This is a genomic window from Ureibacillus massiliensis 4400831 = CIP 108448 = CCUG 49529 (genome assembly GCF_000772965.1).
Taxonomy (GTDB): domain Bacteria; phylum Bacillota; class Bacilli; order Bacillales_A; family Planococcaceae; genus Ureibacillus; species Ureibacillus massiliensis.
In genome coordinates, this window is record NZ_JPVQ01000005.1 from 1 (window position 1) to 23,248 (window position 23,248).

Annotated in this window: 23 protein-coding genes; 15 read left to right on the forward strand and 8 right to left on the reverse strand. The window is 34.7% G+C overall.

All coding sequences use genetic code 11. The features are described 5' to 3' along the window. The first annotated feature begins 436 nt into the window (after positions 1-436). The 11 genes from CD30_RS04355 to CD30_RS04405 all read left to right on the forward strand — a co-directional run bounded on the left by CD30_RS04355 (position 437) and on the right by CD30_RS04405 (position 11,196). Entirely contained in the window at positions 437-1,252 is an 816-nt protein-coding gene (locus tag CD30_RS04355; protein WP_052126036.1) for a metallophosphoesterase, read from the forward strand. Between the two features lie 83 nt (positions 1,253-1,335). After that, positions 1,336-1,935, forward strand: coding sequence for a hypothetical protein (locus CD30_RS04360; protein WP_036172929.1), 600 nt, complete (start codon positions 1,336-1,338; stop codon positions 1,933-1,935). A gap of 97 nt (positions 1,936-2,032) precedes the next feature. After that, on the forward strand, positions 2,033-2,773 hold the full coding sequence (locus tag CD30_RS04365; RefSeq protein WP_036172932.1) for a hypothetical protein: 741 nt from the start codon (positions 2,033-2,035) through the stop codon (positions 2,771-2,773). A 69-nt stretch (positions 2,774-2,842) separates the two neighbouring features. Further along, positions 2,843-4,276, forward strand: coding sequence for a hypothetical protein (locus CD30_RS04370; RefSeq protein WP_036172935.1), 1,434 nt, complete (start codon positions 2,843-2,845; stop codon positions 4,274-4,276). Positions 4,277-4,771: 495 nt separating this feature from the next. Continuing rightward, a complete protein-coding gene (locus CD30_RS04375; protein ID WP_052126037.1) occupies positions 4,772-6,370 on the forward strand; it encodes a fatty acyl-CoA synthetase in 1,599 nt (532 codons plus the stop codon). 527 nt (positions 6,371-6,897) lie between these two features. Continuing rightward, positions 6,898-7,326 carry a HEAT repeat domain-containing protein gene (locus CD30_RS04380; RefSeq protein WP_036172938.1) on the forward strand — a complete coding sequence of 143 codons (429 nt, stop codon included), beginning with the start codon at positions 6,898-6,900 and terminating at the stop codon, positions 7,324-7,326. Positions 7,327-7,535: 209 nt separating this feature from the next. Then, positions 7,536-8,306 (forward strand): hypothetical protein, encoded by a 771-nt coding sequence (locus CD30_RS04385; protein ID WP_036172941.1) that lies wholly within the window; start codon positions 7,536-7,538, stop codon positions 8,304-8,306. Continuing rightward, positions 8,303-8,668 (forward strand): GntR family transcriptional regulator, encoded by a 366-nt coding sequence (locus CD30_RS04390; RefSeq protein WP_036172944.1) that lies wholly within the window; start codon positions 8,303-8,305, stop codon positions 8,666-8,668. Before CD30_RS04385 ends, CD30_RS04390 begins: the two co-directional genes overlap by 4 nt. A gap of 1 nt (position 8,669) precedes the next feature. Beyond that, entirely contained in the window at positions 8,670-9,368 is a 699-nt protein-coding gene (locus CD30_RS04395) for an ABC transporter ATP-binding protein (protein WP_036172948.1), read from the forward strand. Further along, a complete protein-coding gene (locus CD30_RS04400; protein ID WP_036172950.1) occupies positions 9,369-10,271 on the forward strand; it encodes an ABC transporter ATP-binding protein in 903 nt (300 codons plus the stop codon). Next, complete coding sequence (locus tag CD30_RS04405; RefSeq protein WP_036172954.1) at positions 10,258-11,196, forward strand: ABC transporter permease; 939 nt, start codon at positions 10,258-10,260, stop codon at positions 11,194-11,196. Before CD30_RS04400 ends, CD30_RS04405 begins: the two co-directional genes overlap by 14 nt. Before the next feature lie 153 nt (positions 11,197-11,349). Here the strand turns inward: CD30_RS04405 and CD30_RS04410 are convergent, their stop codons facing one another. The 8 genes from CD30_RS04410 to CD30_RS04445 are packed head-to-tail and all read right to left on the reverse strand — an operon-like array spanning position 11,350 to position 18,971. Continuing rightward, positions 11,350-12,093 carry a glycerophosphodiester phosphodiesterase gene (locus CD30_RS04410; RefSeq protein WP_052126038.1) on the reverse strand — a complete coding sequence of 248 codons (744 nt, stop codon included), beginning with the start codon at positions 12,091-12,093 and terminating at the stop codon, positions 11,350-11,352. Between the two features lie 13 nt (positions 12,094-12,106). Beyond that, the gene (locus CD30_RS04415) at positions 12,107-13,411 is read right to left on the reverse strand and encodes an ABC transporter substrate-binding protein (RefSeq protein ID WP_036172957.1); all 1,305 of its coding nucleotides are present in this window, start codon (positions 13,409-13,411) and stop codon (positions 12,107-12,109) included. A 22-nt stretch (positions 13,412-13,433) separates the two neighbouring features. Further along, on the reverse strand, positions 13,434-14,261 hold the full coding sequence (locus CD30_RS04420; protein ID WP_052126039.1) for a carbohydrate ABC transporter permease: 828 nt from the start codon (positions 14,259-14,261) through the stop codon (positions 13,434-13,436). Between the two features lie 14 nt (positions 14,262-14,275). Further along, positions 14,276-15,178 (reverse strand): carbohydrate ABC transporter permease, encoded by a 903-nt coding sequence (locus CD30_RS04425; protein ID WP_235802004.1) that lies wholly within the window; start codon positions 15,176-15,178, stop codon positions 14,276-14,278. Then, a complete protein-coding gene (locus CD30_RS04430) occupies positions 15,166-16,230 on the reverse strand; it encodes an ABC transporter ATP-binding protein (RefSeq protein WP_052126040.1) in 1,065 nt (354 codons plus the stop codon). Before CD30_RS04430 ends, CD30_RS04425 begins: the two co-directional genes overlap by 13 nt. A 12-nt stretch (positions 16,231-16,242) precedes the next feature. Further along, entirely contained in the window at positions 16,243-17,004 is a 762-nt protein-coding gene (locus CD30_RS04435; RefSeq protein ID WP_036172960.1) for a DeoR/GlpR family DNA-binding transcription regulator, read from the reverse strand. Next, positions 16,985-18,190 (reverse strand): sn-glycerol-1-phosphate dehydrogenase, encoded by a 1,206-nt coding sequence (locus CD30_RS04440; RefSeq protein WP_052126041.1) that lies wholly within the window; start codon positions 18,188-18,190, stop codon positions 16,985-16,987. Before CD30_RS04440 ends, CD30_RS04435 begins: the two co-directional genes overlap by 20 nt. Continuing rightward, the gene (locus CD30_RS04445) at positions 18,177-18,971 is read right to left on the reverse strand and encodes an HAD-IIA family hydrolase (protein ID WP_036172962.1); all 795 of its coding nucleotides are present in this window, start codon (positions 18,969-18,971) and stop codon (positions 18,177-18,179) included. Before CD30_RS04445 ends, CD30_RS04440 begins: the two co-directional genes overlap by 14 nt. Before the next feature lie 325 nt (positions 18,972-19,296). Here CD30_RS04445 and CD30_RS04450 point away from each other — a divergent pair, with 325 nt between their 5' ends. Genes CD30_RS04450 through menC form a run of 4 tightly spaced genes read left to right on the forward strand, consistent with a single transcriptional unit; the run spans position 19,297 to position 23,213 of the window. Next, complete coding sequence (locus tag CD30_RS04450) at positions 19,297-20,157, forward strand: MurR/RpiR family transcriptional regulator (protein ID WP_036172965.1); 861 nt, start codon at positions 19,297-19,299, stop codon at positions 20,155-20,157. Between the two features lie 5 nt (positions 20,158-20,162). After that, on the forward strand, positions 20,163-21,299 hold the full coding sequence (locus tag CD30_RS04455) for an amidohydrolase (RefSeq protein ID WP_036172968.1): 1,137 nt from the start codon (positions 20,163-20,165) through the stop codon (positions 21,297-21,299). Next, positions 21,296-22,105, forward strand: a complete 810-nt coding sequence (locus CD30_RS04460) for a GCN5 family acetyltransferase (RefSeq protein WP_036172971.1) — start codon at positions 21,296-21,298, stop codon at positions 22,103-22,105. The genes CD30_RS04455 and CD30_RS04460 overlap by 4 nt, the downstream gene beginning before the upstream one ends. Before the next feature lies 1 nt (position 22,106). Then, positions 22,107-23,213 (forward strand): o-succinylbenzoate synthase, encoded by a 1,107-nt coding sequence (menC, locus tag CD30_RS04465; RefSeq protein ID WP_036172974.1) that lies wholly within the window; start codon positions 22,107-22,109, stop codon positions 23,211-23,213. The last annotated feature ends 35 nt before the right edge of the window (positions 23,214-23,248 follow it).

The following is a 23,248-nucleotide window of genomic DNA, read 5'->3' on the forward strand; positions in this document are numbered from 1 at the left end:
AAATTCAGATTTATAAAGGGCTTTGAATTATTTTAATGCGACGCTAGTGAAAAATCAATTATATTTAAATCAACATACGCATAATAATACTTAAACTTAGAGGGAATCAGTGGACAATAGGAGAAAATCAATAGTTTTTTAATTGCATCTTAGTGAATCTGTGCCGTTGTACATGTGAAATTTATATCAGGGTTCACTAGTTTTAATGTTAACCATATTATCTTACAGTTTAATTTGGAAACCACTCTATAAATCCCCATAAAACCCTCTGTTAATTCTTCTATCAACAAAAGGCACCATAATCTATAAGAAAAGTATAGACTTTTGAGAAATTACAATTAGAAGACCAAGATTAGTTGGAATTTAACTAATTCTACATATTTTGCTAACATATTGGAAATTGCTATTAACCAAACACTGGAAGAAGGTCGATTAATTGGCAATAATTTACGCTATGAGTGATATACATGGGTACTATACTATCATGGAAAATAACTTCAAACTGCTTGATTTTACTGATAATCGGACAAAGTTAATTTTATGTGGTGATTATATTGATTATGGTCCTGATAGCTGTAGGGTTTTATATAAAATCAAAGAATGGATCAATAATAACCCATCGCAAGTTATGGCAATAAAAGGTAATCACGAAACTATGTTTTTAGATTTTTTATACGCGGAAGATGATGATATATGGAATATTGAATGGCTTGGAGCAGATAAAGATTTTTCTACTGTCAATACATTTATCTCAATATCTAGCAAAGAACAGATTAAACAGCTAAATTTAAAGTTGGGTTATCATGAATTTTTAATTAGTGCTGCTAAAATTATAAAAAAGGATATTTTAACTAATCATATAGAGTTAATTAAGTGGTTAAAGGGATTGCCATTATATTACGAGACTGAAACTCAAATATTTGTCCATGCAGGGATTGATGAGGAAGCAGGAGAGTATTGGAAGTACGGCACGTCAGATGACTATTTTGTAAGTAAATATCCAGCGGTATTGGGTGAATTTTACAAAGATATAATTTCAGGACATATTAGCACAAGTTCCTTAGCAAAAGATAATAATTTCCATGATGTATTTTGGGACGGCAAAAGTCACTTTTATATTGACGGCGAAACAAATATCAGTGGTATTATTCCAGTTTTGAAATATGATTCGAAAACCTGTAAATATTCATCATTTACAAAAGGGATAAATGGTTATGGTGATAGCGAGTATTTGATAAAGCGACTAACCTGAGCCATTTAAAAATAATTCGATGATTGTATTTCTAAAAAATAAGGCAATAAATAATAACTTGCACTAGATTGTAGGAGGCGCATATGAGTCTATTACTAAATTTTGATTTTATTGACAATAATCTTGTAAAAAATACAATTAACTATCTTAATGATGAAGAAAAGAGTTTTTTATTAAAAGAACCAGAACAATGGGATTTTAACGGAACAGGATTTAAAAATAAAACGAAACTTTATGATTACATGAGGGACAGAGGTTACATATATAAAAAAGAACTTATAAAAAATATTAACAGTAATTCTAGAAGAACAAATGAACAAACTGTGCAAAAAATGTACCAATTATTCAAGAAGGATACTCCACTCTTCATTGATACTGAAAGGCTATATAGAATGTTGCTGTTAAGTAGCAATCTCATTTTTACACCCAATGAAAAAATATGTTTTACGGTAATGTTTGAAAATCCATATAAACAATGGTCGGCTGAAGAAATAATAAAAGAAGCAAAAAAAAACAATTTATTAAAACTTCGTGTGGACAAAATCGAAGAAAGTTTAGATAGATATTTGGAGAAACATTGCAATAAAGATTCTCTTGTTACCTATGAAATTACCGAACTTACTAGATTTTATCGGATTCATTTCACTAACTTTATAAACTATATTAGAAAATTCGATAAATAAAAACAAAGATTTTGGTCACATTTTTTGGGATTATTGTTTACCCTATGGCTTAAGTAAAATGAGGATGTAACTCATTAATCCTTAAGGAGGAATTGCTATGAAACCTCATAAACCTATGGGTAAAGAATTTATTTTAAGTAAGAGTGCGAAGGAATTCAGACGTATTCGAAGAATTGACAACAAGGGCAACCCATGTGTTGTAAAAGCGAAAGGCTCGTGGAAAATTAGTATTGATAATAAAATATCGAATATTATTGATAGGATAGTCACGCCGCTTGAAAAGATTATCTATCTATATATTCCGACGAATTATTACAATTACATCCCCGGAACAAAAAAAGATTGCTGGAACTATATGGAGAAGAAAATCCAATCTGTATATTGTAATTTGAATTCCATGGTATTTCTTAATGCCTCTGAGTATGATCGACTGAAAAGAATAATTGAAACTGTCCATGCTTTTGTAAGGGGTTATAGTGGTGTTGATTCGATTATTGATAAACATTGGTTTGAACTGAATCCGAATTTAAACTTTTTCCGTTCCTGTTATTATTTTGGGTTTGTATCAGAAATGAAACAATGGACAGAGGACGACTTTGAAATCATGCAATCTATGAAGTTATTTGATTATTTTCCTGATGGACCAGATGATGTAATAAAACGTGATGATTATATGGAATATCTTCATTGTCATTCGAGGGTAAGAAATTTCAAATGGGATAAATTCGATAATTCGGACTGTAGTCATGAAGATTCAGAATCGATTATGCTAATGCATGAAATAGCATATACATTAAGACTTGTGTTTATCGATGTATTTCATGAACTATGTGATTAGTGCTTGTCGTCATCACACATTGTGAAATACGAATCTATTTGGAAACATTAGTAGTAGGAGTGAACTCATATGTTTAGAAACATTAACGAATTTATTAATGGCGGAAATACATTTGAAATGCTAATTAATTATGATTTCAAAAATGAATCTCCTTGGGAGTCTGTAAGAAATGAAACGGATTTTCTTCAGAAGTTCCATAACTATAAGTATCAAAATAAAAGTAATATTAAATTTGATTGCGATAACTCAAATGGAACTTGTGCATTAACCGATAGCCTTTATCAGATGTTATGGGGATGGAGTTATAAAAATCGCTACTCGGTTCCTGAATTTCTAAAAGAAAAATTTGGATTGCAATGGAATCGTTTTGGTCCAGACACAATGAATTCTTTTGCAACTACTTATAATCAAGCATTGGTGATTTATGGGAATGATGAAAATAAAGTTAAGGGAAATCCTTATTTAAACCAATTTGCAGCTTTGACACATTCCATTGGTAATTTCACCTTACTTCCTTTCAAATTAAATCCCGAGGAAGACGGAAAATCTTTTAATCAATATAGAGGGGCCAATTTTGGAAAGTACTTTGTTTATGATTATTTTGATCTATCACTAAAACTCTTAAAGGAAAGTGTTAGTGATTTAGTTTTCAAAAAATGTATTGATACATTTTTTTTGAACGATTATGTTGATGCAAATTATAACGTTAAACCGCTGTTTAAATCACATGCAGCATTTCTCAGTTCTGAAAGACTATCACTAAATAATCCAAGAAAGTTTTTGCCTCAAAATGAGTCAGAGCTAAATGAATATTTGAACAATGTTATTATTAATATTCAAGCTAGAGCAAGAAGAATTGTTGCGGAACTACAAAAGCAAATATCTTTGCCAACAGGAAACAGTGTAAACATATCGAAAACATTCCCAGATGAATCTGGTGAATTACCTGTATCGACTTCAGATAACAAGGTAATAGCTTCGGTAAATAAAATTTGGCAAAAATTCAAAAAATCAAATTTAGGAAGGCATACTCTAACTTTATTAGGAACTTTTTTATTTGTTTTTTTAATAACTTTTGTAATAACAATTTATTTAACAATCAGTCGAATAACACATGTTACTCTGCCAGAATTATTTCATACTAATGGTGTTTTAGTAGTTTTAATAAGCCTTTTAGAAATAGTTTTACCGCTATCTTTTCAATTAGCTATTTTATTAACTTTAATACTATATTTTTTCATTTGGTGGATACGTAAAAAATTGTGGTTATGCCCAGATTGCAGAAGAATATTCGGCATGAAAAAGTTACAAACTGTTTTAGAAAAAAGCGAGATTATTAATATCAAAGTAGATTTAGAAAATAGAGACTTAAATGGAAAGATTATTGGTACAAGTGAACAATATATTTCAGGCAAACGTCGTCACTATACAATACATCACCAATGTAAATTTTGTGGTTATAAAAAGAATACTTTTTCACAGAAGAATGTACCAAACACTTAAACCATAGTTTTGTAAAGATACTATAATAATTATTCACAAATGATCTATAAATATTATTGTGACAAAAGGCCAAATCATTCGGTCAAAAGGCTATATTAAGATCTTAGCTTAGATGTAATTGAAAGTGTCTAGAGATGGCTATAGAATAAACTATTGGTTTGCTGAGAGTATTATTAGTAGTGAAAATGGGGAATAGTTCCAAATTCAACTATATAGAGAGAATCTGAATTGGGAAAATATAGAAATTTGTAATTTGTGGAGAAAATTCTTTGCGCGAATTTCAATAAAATATAAAGAGTGATTGCCTTTTGAAGGCGGTCACTTTTTAATATTTGATGCAAATGTGATTATTCTGCTCTTAAAATAGAAATCAAAGTAAAGTGCCTAGCACCGAACCATGCTATGAAAATCATGTTTAACCATATTTGTGAATAAAATAAATATAGAAGATTCTAACATGAAAAACACCTATGAATATAAATCGGAGTTGATGTAATGAAGTTGGAAACTAATTTGGAAGTGGATTCCATCGTAAAAAGAGCAAGAAGAAACACACTAGGGGATCTTTTAGAACGGACGAAAGATCGATATCCCACGAAAGTAGCGATTCGATATGGAGAAAAACAATTAACTTACAAAGAATTAGATGAACAGGTGAACAAATCAGCAAATACATTTCATGAAGCTGGGGTAAAAAAAGGTGATATGATTAGTATTTTATCTAAAAATAGTTTAGATTTTATCATTGTAAACTTCGCTCTAGCGCGAATTGGAGCGGTCATGATTCCATTAAATTATATGCTCAAAGTAAAAGATATTGCATATATATTAGATCACGCTAGAGTAACAGGACTAATTACTTCCTTGGAATATGCCCCTGTAATGGATGAAGCTGCAAAAGGTCTCGATATCAAATATCGTTATTTAATGGACGTTGAGAAGAATGATCAGAAAGCGCTTTCTCATTGGAAAGTGTTAGCACAAGAAAGAGAAGCAAAGTCCAGTCGTGCATTAGATATTGATTTAGATGATGATGATTTAGCCCATGTATTGTACACAAGTGGAACGGAATCAAAACCAAAAGGTGTCATGTTAACCCATAAGAGCATCATTAGTGAATATGTCAGTACAGTAGTCGATGCAAAAATGGAAACAGATGATGTGGTCATCCATGCATTACCACTGTATCATAGTGCACAGCTTCACGTCTTTTTAGGTCCAAGTATATATGTAGGCTCTAGTGGAGTAGTATTAAGTGCGGCATCACCAGAAAGCATTCTAAAAACAATCGAAGAAGAGAAAGTAACTTCTCTTTTCTGCCCTCCGACTGTGTGGATCGGATTATTACGTCATCCAGATTTTGATAAACGTGATCTCTCCTCATTAAGAAAAGGATACTATGGTGCTGCCATTATGCCACGTGAAGTAATTAAAGAATTAAGCGAACGACTACCACATATGAAACTTTGGAATTGCTATGGGCAAACGGAAGTTGCACCACTAGTCACTGTATTACAGCCTGAAGATCAGTTAAGTAAATTAGGGTCTGCTGGTAAGCCGATTTTAAATTGTCAAACAAAAATTGTAGATGAAAATGATCAAGAAGTAGGCGCGAATGTAGTAGGTGAAATTGTCCATCGCACACCACATGCAATGAAGGGCTACCTTCATGATTCAGAAAAAACGGCAGAAGCTTTTCGCAATGGCTGGTTCCACAGCGGTGATTTAGGTGTAATGGATGAGGAAGGTTATATTACAATTGTAGACCGAAAGAAAGATATGATTAATACTGGTGGTGTAAATGTTTCGAGTAGGGAGGTAGAAGAAGTAATCTATGAAATGGAAGGCGTATCAGAAGTTGCCGTCATTGGTGTCCCTGATGACTATTGGATTGAAGCCATTACGGCGGTTGTTGTACCAAAGGCTGGTGTGACTATCACAAAATCGGCAGTAATCGATTTTTGTAAAGATAAGCTTTCGAAATTTAAAGTACCGAAGTATATCGCTATTACCAATGAATTACCAAAAAATCCAAGTGGCAAAATTTTAAAACGTGAACTACGAGATTTATATGAAAATATCGCAAATGAATAGAGGAATCAAATGATTTGGACTCTTGGAAATTGCTAATAACAACAACCCCGATTAGGCTTCGCTAATAAGCGCCCTAGTCGGGGTTAAGTTTTTGATAAAGTTTCAAATTGATATAATTCTCTACATGGAAATAATAGAATAAAATCTATATTCGTGGCGCAGATATTCTAGTTAATAATCGTACAATTGCCATCAAATGGTGCATAATGGTAACGGGTAGTATGTTTATATTTTAACATGTACTATGTTAAATGAATTTGATGTAATTAACATAATATAAGCGTATATGTTCATTGTCCATTGTGTATTACTATGATATAAATGATTTTGCGTTTTTTATGTTCAAAAAGAAAACTAAGATTACTCCAATTCTTAATGGTAAAGTTCGCAGAAAATCAGTTAAATGCTATTTTTATTCTTGCATACTTTACCAGCAATTCATCGCTTTTTACACACAGACAACGTATAATAGAGGAAGCAGAAGAAGAATTCATTTTTCCTCTAGTTAAAAAAAGAGGTGCAATTACTTGAAACAGTTTGAAACAGAATTACCTGAGCAGTACGAAGCATTAAAAAAGCAGGCCAATTATACGTCTAGTTGGCGTGAACGTTTAGCCGCAGTGAAAGAGTTATCGGCTTATCAACATGACAAAATTATCGATTTATTACAAAATCGTATGCAGAATGATACGGTTTACAACGTTCGACTAGCAGCCTATGAAGCACTTAGAGCTTTTGGGGAAGATGTAGAGAAGCCATCACCCCCACGTTTTGATATTATAAAAGGAACAGACAAGATTTTCCTACGAGTGAAAAAAAGCTTACCAAAAGACCACACTGTGGCAGATTTTGCAGATAAGCTAAAACGCATGCGCTTAGATGTTTATGATGCCTATGAAGGTGACAAAGGTGAACAATTTATGAACTGGTTAGAGGAACGTTGGGCAAAACTATAGTCATGGTTTAGCAAATGATAAAAGAAGTCATTCTCTTCGAAGGTGAGAGAATGGCTTTTTATTTTATATACTTTAAAGAATATCCCCTAAAAGACCACTCTGTAAAAAAACATGAACAAAGATTACGCTAACTTTTAATATTTGCCTATTGACACTTTTTTTAATTTTAGTGTACTATTTCACTAGTACACTATTACTGGAGGTTCGAAATGAGAAAGTTCGTTGGTTTGATTGGTCAGGAACATCGACATTACGGGTTGTTCAATTATGTAATGGCTGGGCTTGTGGGGTTAGTTGTTTTTTTAGGACCAGTTGTCATTGCACAGGTATTTCCAAATGAGAATTACTACGATGTCAATAATATACGTTTTGGTATGACGATAATTGCGGCAGTGTTTATTGGGATTCTTTCCATTGCTATGTTTACAAGTAGTTTAAACCGTGACATAAAAACAAAAGAGCTATGGCTTCATAATAATCAAACTATATATGCATTAATAGGAGCAAAGATTGTCTATCATGGCATTAGTCTTATCGTTTTAAACATCATTGCTTTTATCGGTTTTTTCTTTGTTGGTGATCTGATTGTAGGAACGATCATGCAATATTTAATATTTGGCATTGCTTGTCTAATTATTGTCACGATGACTTATCTTTTCTTTATAGTCGTGGTCTTATTTTTAACAGGACTGAAAACTCAACTGGCTCGATATATTGGTAAGTTAAGCTACGTCGTAATGTTTATTACTGTCATTTTATTATTAGAGCTGTTGAATCGTTTGCCAAACTTTACATTTTTACAAATTGGCAAAGTGCAATTATCCAGTCTTAACGCTTACTTACCGACATTTGCAGATACCAAAATGGATATATCATTATTTCATGACTTTTATTTAGTAGAAGAAATTGTTGCGAGTTTAGTATTTATTTTGATCTACATACTGTCATGTAAGTGGATTGAAAGGGTGATCACACGATGACAATGGACTTCGTAAAAGATCGACCGATTTACTTACAGCTTGTTGAAACAATATGTGGCGATGTCATAAAAGGAAAGCTCCATCCAGGTGATAAGTTACCCTCTGTACGAGAGTTTGCTCTTGAGTCAGGTGTCAATGTTAATACGGTACAGCGAGTATATAAGGAGTTGGAAATGTTGGAATTAACCGAAACGAAACGGGGACAAGGGACATTTATTACGACTGAAAATGACGTCATTTATAAGATACGTGAGCAAATGAAGGAACAAGTGGCAATGCAGTTTGTTTCCTCCATTGAATCTTTTGGTTTTACAGTAGACGAAATTATCGAAGTACTACAAAAGAAGAAAGGGGATAGCTAGGATGGAGGTACAGCAACTGTCATTCCAATATAAACGGAAAACAATTTTAGAACGGTTAACATTTTCCATTCCAAAAGGACAAATTATTGGACTAATAGGAGAGAATGGTAGTGGGAAATCGACGCTTTTGAAATTGATGGCTGGTATTTTAACTCCAACGTCAGGGCGAATCGAATTAAATGGTGAAAAAGTAACGCGACGTCACACAAATAAAATAGCTTATCTTCCCGATATCGACCTGTTCTATGAAAAGCTAACAGGTGAAGAAGTATTTGCCTTTTACGAAAGCCAGTTTGATGATTTTTCCAACGAAAAGGCAAAAGAGATTGCTTCTTTTTTACAAGTGCCGACAAACGTAAAGCTTGGTAGTTTATCGAAAGGAAATCGAGCACGGATAAAACTGGCTACATTTTTAGCGCGGGAAGTGGAATTATATTTACTGGATGAACCATTTGCTGGTCTTGACCCACTGGCGCGCGAAAGCTTAATGAAAGCCATTATTAAATTTATCGATACAGAACATTGTGCGGTTGTGATGTCAACTCATGAAGTAAACGAAGTAGAGCCAATATTAGATCAAGTCATGTTATTAAAAGACGGCCATCTTTGTGCGATGGATGTCGTAGAAGATATTCGTCATGAGCGCGGTGAGGATACAGTTAATTGGATGAAAAATCTATATGAAAAGCGGGTGCGATAAATGACAACGCCAATTGTGCAAGTCAAAAACTTAAATAAAACGATTAAAGGAAAACACATTATTAAAAGTGTTAATTTAGACTTTTATGCGGGGCAAATTACCGGTTTCTTAGGGCCAAATGGTGCAGGAAAAACAACGACAATCCGTATGATGACAGGATTAATGTATCCAACAAGTGGTGAAGTAATCATTAATGGAAAGTCACTCCAACAAAACTTCGAACAAGCAATAAGCCATGTTGGGGTGATTGTTGAAAACCCGGAAATGTATAAATATATGAGTGGCTATAAAAACTTACAGCACTTCGCTCGTATGCATAACGTTCCAAAATCTCGTATCGATGAAGTAGTGGAGCAAGTTGGATTACAAAATCGCATTCATGAAAAGGTAAAAACTTATTCCTTAGGGATGCGTCAACGACTAGGTCTTGCACAGGCAATGCTTCACCGTCCAAAATTTTTAATTTTAGATGAGCCAACAAATGGACTTGATCCGGCGGGTATTCGTGAGTTTCGCATGTATTTACGTAGGATCGCTGAGGAAGATAATGTGGCTATAGTTGTATCTAGCCATTTATTATCTGAAATTGAACTTATGGTAGATCGCATTGCTGTTATTCAAAATGGTGAAATTATTGATATTCGTGAGCTAAAGGAAGAAACAGTCAGCGAATATTACATCGAAGTTGGTCAAAAGGAACAATTTGCATCCTTTGCAGGGGAGAATGCAAAACCACAAAATGAGGGATTTGTTGTAACTATTACAAAAGAGGACGTACCAAAATTTGTGCGTAGGATGGTAGAAGCGGGTATTGACGTTTATACAATTCAACCTATTACCAAACGTTTAGAAGATCAATTTATCGAGTTGACAGGTGGAGGTGCGATCGATGCAGTACGTTAAAAATGAATGGATTAAAATTTGGGCTCAAAAAAATGCGTGGATCATGTTTGGTATTGTCCTTTTAGGAGTGGCAGCACTTTTAGGGGCAAACAAATACTTTGAAATTGACCAAAGCACACCAGAACTCCGTCAAAAAGCAAATAATGAATGGCTAGCACATTATAAAGGGCTACTAGATAGCCCAGGCATGGTAGAAGAAGATATTCAATATTTCAACGAAGAAATTTTAATGACAGAATATCGAATTGCTCATGACTTACCAGCAGTCGATGCGACTATGTTTCAAGATGTCGTAAATCAGTTGTTAAACTTTATATTAATGCTTGTTGGTATTTTTACAATGGTCATAGCTGCCTCTATTGTTTCCAATGAATTTGGAACAGGAACAATTAAAATGTTATTAACACGTCCGGCAGCACGTTGGAAAATATTATTATCAAAGCTTGTTGCTTCTTGTTTGTACGGCGCTGCGATTTTTGTTTCAAGCATTGCTGTTGGAATTTTGGTTAGCTTTTTCTTATTTAACACAGATCCCGTAGCCTTACTATCGGTTGTAGATGGGCAAGTGGTTGCGCAAACTTTAGAAACAAACTACGCGCAAACAATTCTATTAACCTCAGTATCAATGTTTATGACGATTTTATTTGCCTTCATGCTTGGTACATTATTTAGTTCAAGCACATTAGCGGTAAGTTTATCACTTATTCTTTTATTTATGGGCACAACGATAACAGTATTTTTAGCAAAATATGACTTTGCAAAATTCATTTGGTTTGCTAATGATTTAACACAATTTTTACCTGGCACAGCACCAATCATTCCAGACTTATCGTTAAATTTTGCTATCGTGGTTAATATCGTATATGCAATTATCTTTTTAGCAGTTAGCTTTACGTATTTTACACGCCGCGATGTAACGGCATAAAATTAAAAAATGTCCATTCAGCCTTTTTGAAAGAAGGAGTGAATGGACATTTTTTGTTAGTTCATATTTTTATTTACACTTTTAATCGTATACTCAATTCTACGTTTTTTACGATTTAAGAAACTTAGTTGCAACTCTAAAACGCTTATTGATCTATCGTACTTTTGCAATTTTATTAACTGGTAATACATGAGTCAATTCATTGCAGGTAATTAAGGAAATTTGATGATCGATTGCTAGTTGTACTTGTTCTTCTGTATCTGCGCAATATGCCCATACTTCTAAACCTTTTGAACGATACTTTTGTACGTTTTCTGTATTTATTTCATCCATTCGGAGTGCAACTGCATATAGTTTTTCATAAATAGAGTCATCACAGTTTTTTAATTGTTCTGTTGTAAATCCTTGTGTTTTTACTTGGTAATGATCGATAACATGATGTAACACGTTAGCATCGAAGGATGTGAAAACACATCGTTCCATTAAATCATAATTTTTTAGCATCTCTATTGCTTTATCAGCTACTTCAATTGAGCTAGATGCAGGTTTAATTTCAATGTTTAATAAGATATGTTCATATGGTGTTATAAAGAGACAGAACTCTGCAAATGTAGGGATTTTTAGCCCTTCAAATCGTACATCTAAAAAACTACCTACCTCTAGCTTCTTTAATTGCTCAACAGTAAATTCTGATAGTGGCCTATCAACCTGTGCTGTGCGTTTTAGTAATTCATCATGAAAAATGACAATTTGACCATCTGAACTCAATCGTAAATCTAGCTCTAACATGTGAGCCCCAGCTTGAATGCCTTCATAAAACGCAAGTAAAGTATTTTCTGGATAATGTGCACTATAACCACGATGCGCGGCAACCTTTAGTTCATTTGTATTTATCATCATCATGACTTCCTTAATTTAAATTTAATTCAGCAGCTTCTTTAAATGTTTCCAGTGTTGATTTTATATCTTCCCCGTCATACATAATGGCTTCGATAGCAGCAAAGAATTCGTGCATGACTGTTGGCCATTTCGTTGATTTATTCGTATCTTCTGCATATTGTAATTGTTCGAAAGCTACTTTTCGGTTTGGTTCAGCAGCCCATAATTCTTGGATTTCTGGTGATTCAGCCATTTTTGTAGTGAAAGGTAGATAGCCTGTCTCAATGACGTATTGTTGAGCCCCTCCAGCATCAGAAACGACCCATTCCATGAACTTCCATGCAGCTTCTTTATTTTGAGAACCATCTAACATTGCAAAGTTTCCACCGCCAGTTGGTGTTGAATATTGATCGTTTTGAGGTAAGAATGCTGTTACATATTCGAAGTCAACATTGTCTTGTAAATTTCCAATTGTGCCTGTAGATTGGAACATTAAACCTACTTTACCTTCAATAAACATTTGATTCGCAATACTTCCTGAATCAGTTTGTGGTGGATAATAAAGAGCTCCCGTTGATTGTAAATCTGTTAAATATTCGAATACTTCTTGTCCAATACCGTTATCTACAAAACCAACAGATGTTTTGTCATCAGTGAAGAATTGACCACCTGATTGACCAATCATTGCGATTGGATACCAAGTATCATATGGCATTGTTAAGCCATAACGTTCTATTGTATTGCCATTTTTTACTACTAATTTATTTGTTACTTCTTTTAGCTCAGCCCAATTTGTAGGTACTTCTGAGCCTACTTCTTCTAATAAGGTTTTATTTACATGTAAAATAGGAGTAGAGCGATAGATTGGCAGAGCTAATAATTGATCGTTAAAGTATGAATGGCCCATTAAACCTTCAACAAAATCTTCTTCACTAATAACAGATGAAGATTCTAAAAATCCACTTAAATCCGCTAATACTTCCGACTCAGCAAACATTTCAACATAAGCACGTTCAATTACCGCGACATCTGGAGCAGTATTTGAAGCAATAGCTTGTTGTAACTTTGTTGTTAGTTCATCGTAGCCCCCTTGATATGTAGCGACAACTTCTACTTCAGCCTGACTTGAATTGAAACGATCCACCATTTCTTGAATACGTTCACCATTTTTTCCTGTCATCGTATGCCAGAAATTTACGGTTACAGGTCCGTTATTTGAATTTTCATTGCCATTTGTTTCTTCACTAGCTCCTTCATTATTATTATTATTTGAGCAAGCAGCTAAAATACTGATTAAACTTATTAACATGAATATAGAAACCAACCATTTTTTCATCTCTAAAATCCTCCAAATATGATTATTTAATACCTGAATAAACAAATGCTCGTAGAATATATTTTGCACTGAAGATGTATACGAGTAAGATTGGTACAACGAGTATTACATTACCAGCCATTATAATATGCCAATTAGCAATGCCTTCAACTTCTCTCAGCATACTAATACCGATTGTTAAAGGTCTTACTTCTTCTGTGTTTGTCATGATCAATGGCCAGAAGTAATCATTCCAATGTGATACAAAGCTAAATAACATAATGGTAGCTAACGCTGGTTTCGCCATTGGTACAACAATTTTCCAAATGATCTTCCATTCACTACTGTTATCTAATCTCGCAGCATCTAATAATTCATCTGGAATTTGCATAATATATTGGCGCAACAAGAAAATACCAAAAGCATTTGTCATAAAGGGTAAAATCTGTGGCCATAAAGTGTAGATTAAATCCCAGTCTGCCATCATTAAATAAACAGGAATAAAAGTAACTTGACCTGGAATCATAAAAGCAATTAATACACAGCTAAATAAAAATTTCTTTCCAAAAAAATCATATTTAGCAAATGCATAAGACGCTGGTATCATAATGATTAACTGAATAAGCATTATTGAAAATGTTACAATAACTGAATTTCTAAAATAGGCTCCAAAAGGACCTGAACTCAACGCTTGTAAAAAGTTACCCCATTGTAAAGATTCGGGAATAAGTGTTGGAGGTACTTTTAATGTTTCTTCGAATGTTTGGAAAGACGTTGAAATCATCCATAAAAAGGGCACTAGAAAAATAAATAATAAGACGATTTTTAACACACCATTGATAAATGCTGTCATATAAGAATGCTTTGTCATTTTTAATGTCCTCCTTATTGATAATGGACTTTTTTAGCCAATATTTTGAAATAAATGACTGTTAAAATACCGATAATAATGACTAATAAAATTCCAATCGCAGAGGCATATCCAATATTTGTTGTACGGAAACTATAAATATAATAAACAATTGTATTCGTCGAATTATTAGGTCCACCAGCCGTCATAATACGTACAGTATCAAACACTTTAAATGAACCAATCGTCATCGTAACTAAGATAAAGAATAACTGTGGAGAAATCATTGGAACCGTAATACGTCTTAAAATACTCCATCTTGAGGCATTATCTAAGTGTGCCGCTTCATATAGAGAACCTGGAATTCCTTGAATTGCCGCAACGATAATGAGTGCGTAATAACCAATATTGCCCCACACGGATACGATAATAATTGAAAGCATCGAACTACCTGAACTTTGTAGCCATTGAGAAGTAGGGAGGTTCAATGAATTCAACACAAAATTTAGTAACCCGTGATTAGGTTCCATCAACCACATCCAAACAAGTGAAATCGATACGATTGAAATTACATGTGGAGTGAAAATCCCAGCTTGTACTATAAAGTTCAATTTGGATTGTTTTTTTAGCCAAAATGCAACGAATAGAGAAATAATAATTGTAAAGGATACGACGCCTATCGTGTAAATAAGAGTGTTTTTAAGGACGTCATAAAAATCTTCTCTAGCTAATATTTCAGCGTAATTTTGAAAACCAATAAATTCACTTTTTAATCGATTCATTAAATTAAAATCAAACAAACTAATATAGAAGAGATACACTAACGGATAAAAAACGAATAATCCGATCCCTATCATTGCAGGAGCAATCATTACATATGGTCGTATAAGATTTAAAATATGGCTCATTCTACCTTCTTCCTTGTCTATAGGTTCCATTGCTTTTCTCCTTGTTGTTTCATTAAAATTGATGAAATTTCATCATTTGTTAACGAAATAGCTGCTCCTTGAAGATCGAAAAAGATTAAATCTTCATACTTTACGGTGACATGAACTTCCATTCCAACTTTAAAATTGCGATTCGTACTTTTTACCATAAATGTTTGTTCACTATTTTTTACTTGATAGATTGTTTCTGAACCTAGCATTTCTCGAGTGATAATCACCCCCTTTAAATTCATTCCATTGCTAGTTTTTGTGGCTTCCGATAGTTGCGCAGCTTCTGGACGAAAACCCATTTTATATTGAGCCTCATTTGAAACATGTAATATATTCATAGGCGGAGTCCCCATAAACTGAGCGGTAAATAGATTTTTAGGTTCAAAGTAAATTTCTTCTGGGCTAGCTTCTTGTTGAATTTTTCCATCATTCATAAGAATAATTTGGTCCGCCATTGACATCGCTTCTATTTGATCATGAGTTACATAAACGAAAGTGGTTCCTAACTTTTTATGTAGCTCTATTAACTCTAATCGCATTTGAGCACGCAATTTTGCATCTAAATTGGAGAGGGGCTCGTCCATCAAGAAAACGGCTGGCTGTTTTACCATAGCGCGAGCCAATGCTATTCGTTGTCGTTGTCCACCTGATAAAGTGCTTGGCTTGCGGTCTAAATATGGTTTAAGGCCGACGATGGATGTTATGTTATTAATTAGTTCTTCTCTTTTTTCGCGACTAACTTTATTGTTTTTCAATCCATATTCGATGTTTCCTCGAACAGTCATCGTTGGATAGATTGCATAATTTTGAAATACCATTGCTACATCACGTTTTCCCGGAGAAGTACGTGATACATTCTTTCCATTTATAAATATTTGTCCGCTCGTTTGTAATTCAATACCAGCAATCATACGTAGTAAAGTTGTTTTACCACATCCAGAAGGGCCAACTAAAACAGTGAATTTTCCTTCTTCAATTGTTAAATTTAAGTTATCGATTACTTTTGTACTTCCATAGCTTTTTGAAATATTTTTAAATTGAATTTCCGCCAATTTATAATCCTCCTAAACTGTATATAATTTAATAGCTGCTTCTTGAAATGCCTCAATATATTCGTTTTTTACTTCTTTACCTGTAATAAGTGAAAATTTTTCATCTATTTTTGAAATTAGATGTGCAGAATAGCGGCCTATTTTAGAACTGTCTGCAACGACAAAAACCTCTTTTGCGGCTTGAATAATTTTTTGTTTGGTAGGTACTAAAATGGCTTCCATATGTGTTAACCCGTGAATGGGATGGATAGCTGGTGTACCTAAAAATGCCTTTTTGACTTGCACACTTTCTAAAAAGCTGTTTGTGTAATGCCCATTTAACATGTAACTGTGTAAATACAGCTCGCCCCCTGTAATATAAACCTTAATGCCTGAACAATCTTTTAATTCCGTTGCGATGTTGATATCATTCGTAAATACTTGTACATTTTTTAAATGCTTCATATGTTTTGCGATTTGCAACGATGTTGTACCTGAATCCAAAATGACTGTGTCTCCAGCTTCAATAAATTGTGCAGCTTTTTGGCCGATTCTACTTTTTTCGTCGATATTATGACCTTGTCTCTCGTCAAACGAAGGTTCCACCGAGACCCAATCCTCCAAAATAGCCCCACCATGTGTTCGTTTTAATTTTTCTTCTAGCTCCAATTCAACTAAATCTCGCCGAATTGTTGATTCGTGAACAGAACAAAGTGCAGAAAGCTCCGAAATAGATGCAGATTGGTTTGAAATTAAGTATTCAAGTATCTTTCTTTTACGTTCGACTGGTAACATATTGTTCGACCTCTCTTGAATGATAATCAATTAAAAAACGTAAAAACGTATAACGATTTGGCCGTATACTTGATGCTTTAAAAATGCTTTCATTGAATAGTGATGAAGAAATAGGAAGCTGCTCTAACTCAGTTTTACCTTCTACTTCTTTTAAAAAATGGATGATTTCTTCTACAGTCGGAAGAGTATCTAGCTCTTTCTTTAAATAATCCCAATCTTCATCAGTTAAGAAATTGTGTTGTTTATATACTTTTGGGAACAGTGTTTGATATAAACGAAGTATCTCTATAGTTGCAACACTTACTTTTTCTCCATGTAATAGTTGTTTTTCTTCATTGATTAAATGATGGATTTCCCAAAAATGAGATAGATGATGTTCACTTCCGGAAGCAGAGTGAGACTGTCCATATAGAGCGATACCAATACCAGATTCAATTAGAGCTTCCATTAGTCTACTTATTCCTGAAAGGTACCCTAAGCTTATTTCAGATAAGCTATTAACAGTTTTTGCAAGTGCGTGTTCTGTTAGCAATAATGTAGGTTCATAAAGCTCGCTTTTTCGCCATTTTGTCTCGAATTTCCAATCAAAGATAGAAGTATACTTTCCTAAAATATCGCCTACCCCAGCTGCTATCATCGACTTAGGGGCATTTTTTAAAATATGTAAGTCTGCAAAAATTGCCTTAGGAGCTTTAGCTGTAACTGTAACCTTCATATTTCGCAAAATTAATGGAGCTCCACTGGAATAAAACCCATCAACTGAAGGTGCTGTTGGAAACGAAACAAAAGGCTTTTTTAAAGTAAACGCTACATAACGTGCAACATCATGAATTGTTCCAGATCCAACAGCTAATATGGCATCAACATTTGTTTGTTGTGCAGCTATAAGACTTTGACAGACATTTTGTTCATCCGCTATTACATCTTGATTCTGATTAGGTAGCAAAACAGTATTGGAAAATGTGAGATGTTCATTTTGACATTGTTCAATAATGCTATTCATGAAAACTACCGTATTGTCGTCACCTATTAGTAACACGTTCGTATAGTTCTGATCTAACAAGTATTGCTGCAAAAGGGGATATATATTTTCCTGAATATAAATGTGTTCAATGTTAATATTTGATAATTTAAGCGGTTCTTTTTCTTTATTCATGCTCTTGATGACTTTTTCAATGGTATTCATGCTTTACTCCTTCCAATATGTCCTTAACAACATCAAGGATTGTATTTCCCATAAATAATGGAGTAATATTTGCCTTATGCAAATCTTCCACTGAGGCTACACCGCTTAAAACAAACGCTGTTTTCATCTCATTTATAATGCCTAATTGCATATCTGTAGATAAACCATCTCCAATGACTACACAATCTGTTGCTTCTAGCTGAAGTTGCTGTAATGCGGCATCTCGCATAAAAGGAGAGGGCTTTCCAAAGGAATATTGAACTTTTGCTCCAGTAGTAGCTGTTATTGCAGCTATTAGCCCACCTACATCTATACAAGGTCCATCTTCTCTTGGGAAAATAAGATCATGATTTGTTACGGCAATCCTTGCTCCGTTCAAAACCGCACGAAAGGCATTATTCAAATCCTCATAGGTAAGCTGCTCATGTAATGTAATCAGTAGCCAATCTGCTTGTTCGGGTTTCGATGCTAAATTTACTTGGTGATCAATGAGTTCTTCTTTTAAACCCTCATCTCCTAAAATCCAAATACTCTCTTCCTTTCTTTGCTGAAAAAAGCGAGCCGCAATAGTTGAAGCTAGAATGACATCTTCAATTCGACAGTCAATTCCAATTTGGTTTAATTTTTTAAGACAATCCTTTCTTGAAATATTGCCTCTATTACTTAAAAAAACGAAAGGGAGATTATTCTTTTTTAAAAGTTCAATGGCTTCTCTAGCACCATCTATTATTTGATAGTTTTTATATATCGTTCCATCCAAATCTATAATGAATCCTTTCATTAAATCCTCCTATTTCTTTCATATTCTTTCGTGAGTTTTGAAAGGTTATGATTGATTTTGCTCGTTTTTATAATAACGAACATTTGTTGAGCAATTATTAAGATAAAGAAAGGAAATATTTAGTTTATGTAAAAATGCTAAACCATGAATTTACATTAAATGTGCTTTCTTTTTAACTCCCTCTAAAACTAATAAAAACAAACAAATAAAAAAATTCTGAAAACTCCTTGCATCTCTTTCCTATTCATGTTAGATTACTAGATATAAATTTGAAGCTAAAACTTCAAAATGATGTTAAATAAAGGGGAGGCTTCCTCTGAACCATATGGCAACGATTAAAGATACAATTGAACAACACTATAATTCGTTATCGAAATCGCAGCAAAAGGTGGCGAATATTGTTTTAAATAATCCTACTTATGTTGGGGTTCATTCTGCGGCAGAGGTCGGGAAGCTGGCTGGAACGAGTGAGACGACTGTCATTCGGTTTTGTTATGCCCTTGGTTTAAATGGCTATGCCCAGCTGCAAAAAGAGCTGACGATGTATTTATTTGAGAATAATACGAATAGCACTTTGGGCAATTATGTTTCATCTAAAGAGGAGCTTTTTAAAGAGCAACAGCTCTGTGAAAAGGTGATGGGGCAAACGAGCACTCAAATTATCAGAATTGCGAAACAAATTAGCCCTGATCAGTTTCATGAAACGACAAAAAAAATGCATGAAGCGAAAAGCATCTACCTTGTTGGGGAAGGGGCATCCAGTTTTGCGGCCCAATGGTTTCAGTTTACATTGAATATACTTCGACCCAATGTAAAGCTTGTCCAAACGGAAACAGGTATGCTAATTCGTACCCTTCAAGAATTAGATGAATCCTCCCTTGCAATCGTCATTTCACTACACCGCTATTACAAGGAGCCTATTCAAATAACTGAGGAATTCGGTAAACGTGGTGTTTATACAGTAGCGATAACTGATTCAAATGTCGCACCGATCAATCAATTTGCGAACGAAGCCTTTGTTTTACAGCAAACAGAATTATCGACAATTGATATGATGCCTGCACTTATTGCATTTTTAAATACCTTAGTTGTTGGCATGATGTCCCATGACGTAGAGTATTATAATCAACAACGTGTAAAATATGATGATTTTCAAAATAGCTTTATTGCAAATCGATGGAGTTGATCAATATGGAAGAACAGCAATTGGCTGAACGTATGGAAAAGGTATTTGCACATTTACACGCAAATCCTGAAATCAGCTGGAAAGAAATCAATACTACAGCTTATTTAGCTAAATTTCTAAAAGAGGAAGGCTTAGTGCCACAAACATTTGAAGATATGACTGGACTGTATGTTGATATTGGCCCAGGGACACCTAAAGTAGGATTCCGTACAGATATTGACGCACTTTGGCAAGAGGTAGATGGTGAGTTTAAAGCCAATCATTCCTGTGGACATGATGGCCATATGACAATGGCAATCGGTGTGGCACTTCTATTAAAGGAACAAAAAGATTCATTGCCTGGTGCAATTCGACTAATTTTCCAGCCTGCTGAAGAAAAGGCGGGGGGCGCAAAAGCAATTACTCAAAAAGGTGTTATTGATTCATTGGAATATTTATTTGGCGTTCACGTTCGTCCTCTAGTCGAGCTCTCAGATGGCGCTCACTCTCCAGCACTCTATCACGGTGCTGCGAAGCTCATTACAGGAACGATTTCAGGAGTGGAAGCACATGGTGCACGACCTGAATATGGGGTGAATGCGATAGAAGTTGCTGCTGCGTTAGTGGATGCACTAAAACGTATTTGGATTAGTCCAGCAGATTCTGGTTCAATCAAAATGACCCAGCTTCAAGCGGGAGGTATTTCTGCAAATATCATTCCAGGCACTGCGACCTTTAGTATTGATACTCGTGCACAAACAAATGAAACGATGGCCGCGTTAACAAAAGGCTTTGAAAAGGCAGTTGCTGCCGTTAGTGCATTATACGGTGCCACAATAACTACAAATATAGGTGCTCATATTGTGGCAGCTCAGGTTGATGATGATGCAAAAGCCATTATGAGACAGGCTATTATTGAAACAGTTGGAAAAGAACATTGTGCACCAGAAGTAGTTACACCTGGTGGAGAGGATTTTCATTTCTATTCCTATTCAAGACCACATCTTAAAACGACGATGCTTGGACTTGGTTGTGGTGTAACACCGGGACTTCATCATCCGCAAATGATCTTTAACCAACAACAATTACCTGTTGGGGCACGTATTATAGCAAGGGCACTTTTAATCGCATTACAGCAAGTAGAAAGAAGTGAAGAAGTATGATCGAAATTAGAGAATTAACAACAGTCGAAGAAATGGAGCAAGTACAGCTGCTTGAAACTAAAATTTGGGGGATACATCCTCTGCCCACTCATCAAACCTTAACTGCTGTGAAAAATGGTGGCATTATGGTCGGTGCATATGATGGTGAAAGACTAGTAGGATTTAGCTACGGTTTTGCTGGATTTAAAAACGGCAAAGTGTATCTTTGTTCACATATGCTTGGAATCGACGAAAACTATCGCTCACAGCGAATCGGTGAACAGTTAAAGCATGCTCAAAGGAAAATTGCTATTAAAAAAGGCTTTGACGATATGCATTGGACGTTTGATCCGCTCGAAACTCGTAATGGCTATTTGAATCTGACAAAGCTAAATGGTATTTGCAATACATATATTGAAAATTGCTACGGTAAAATGCAAGACGGCTTCAATAAAGGCTTGCCATCTGACCGATTTGAAGTGCATTGGCATTTAAAAAGTGAATATGTCGAAAATCAAATCGAACCAACAATTGCAAACCCACACCCACTTGGCGAAATTATTTTCGATGAAGCAGGTTTACCAACTTTACAAATTACCGCACTTGAAAATCTAACGGGTGATGTATACTCACTACCAGTTCCATTGGATTTTCAAAGCTTAAAAGCAACGAGTCAGGAGCATGCGATGCATTGGCGATTAGAAACGCGTAAAGTGTTTCAAGCTGTATTTGCTGTAGGGTACGTGGCAGTTCGACTTCAAAAGAATGAGCAATGGAACGATTATATTTTTGTCAAAAAAGATACGTTAGCACTTGGAGGGGTTTAATATGAAAATTACTGAAATTACAATCCGACATTTGAAAATGAAATTAAAGGATCCATTTACAACAAGCTTCGGAACCTTTGAAGATAAGGAATTTTTACTTTTGGAAGCAAAGGATGAGGACGGGACAATCGGCTGGGGGGAATCTGTAGCATTCCATTCTCCTTGGTACAATGAGGAAACGTTAAAAACGAACTGGCACATACTAGAGGATTTTTTAATCCCTCTACTTCTAAATAAAGAGATTTCACATCCGGACGAAGTAAATAAAATTTTTGAGCCAATTCGTAAAAATAACATGGCAAAATCAACGATTGAAGGTGCGGTTTGGGACATTTACGCACAACAAACAAATCAATCGTTAGCATCTGCTCTTGGCGGTAAAAAGGACAAAATTGAAGTAGGCATCAGTATCGGTATTCAAAAAAGCATTGATGAATTAGTTACCATTGTAGATGGCTATGTAAAAGAAGGCTATAAACGAATTAAAGTAAAAATAAAGCCGGGCTGGGATGTGGATGTAATGCGCACATTACGTCAAAAATTCCCGGATGTTGCCATAATGGCAGATGCAAACTCAGCTTATCGACTTGAAGATGCAGAGCTGTTAAAGCAATTAGATGAATTTAACTTAACGATGGTGGAACAACCATTAGCATCAGATGACATTATCGATCATGCGACATTACAAAAACAAATGAAGACACCAATTTGTTTAGATGAAAGTATTCACTCCCTTGAGGATGCACGTAAAGCTGTGGAGCTTGGAGCAACGAAAATTATTAACATAAAAATCGGTCGTGTAGGTGGTTTAACAGAGGCGAAGAAAATTCATGACTACTGTGAGTCACAGGGAATTCCTGTTTGGTGTGGCGGTATGCTTGAGTCAGGAATTGGACGTGCCCATAACGTTGCATTAACAACATTATCGAACTTTATTTTACCAGGGGATACAGCAAGCTCAAGTCGTTATTGGGAGAAAGATATTATCGAGCCAGAGGTTGTAGCAGAAGACGGCTATATTCAAGTGCCACAAACAGTTGGAATTGGCTACAAAGTGAATGTAGATACGGTTGAATCCTATACAGTAGATAAAAAGATTTATAGATAATACTAATACGAAATCCTTGAGCATCGAAGAAAGAT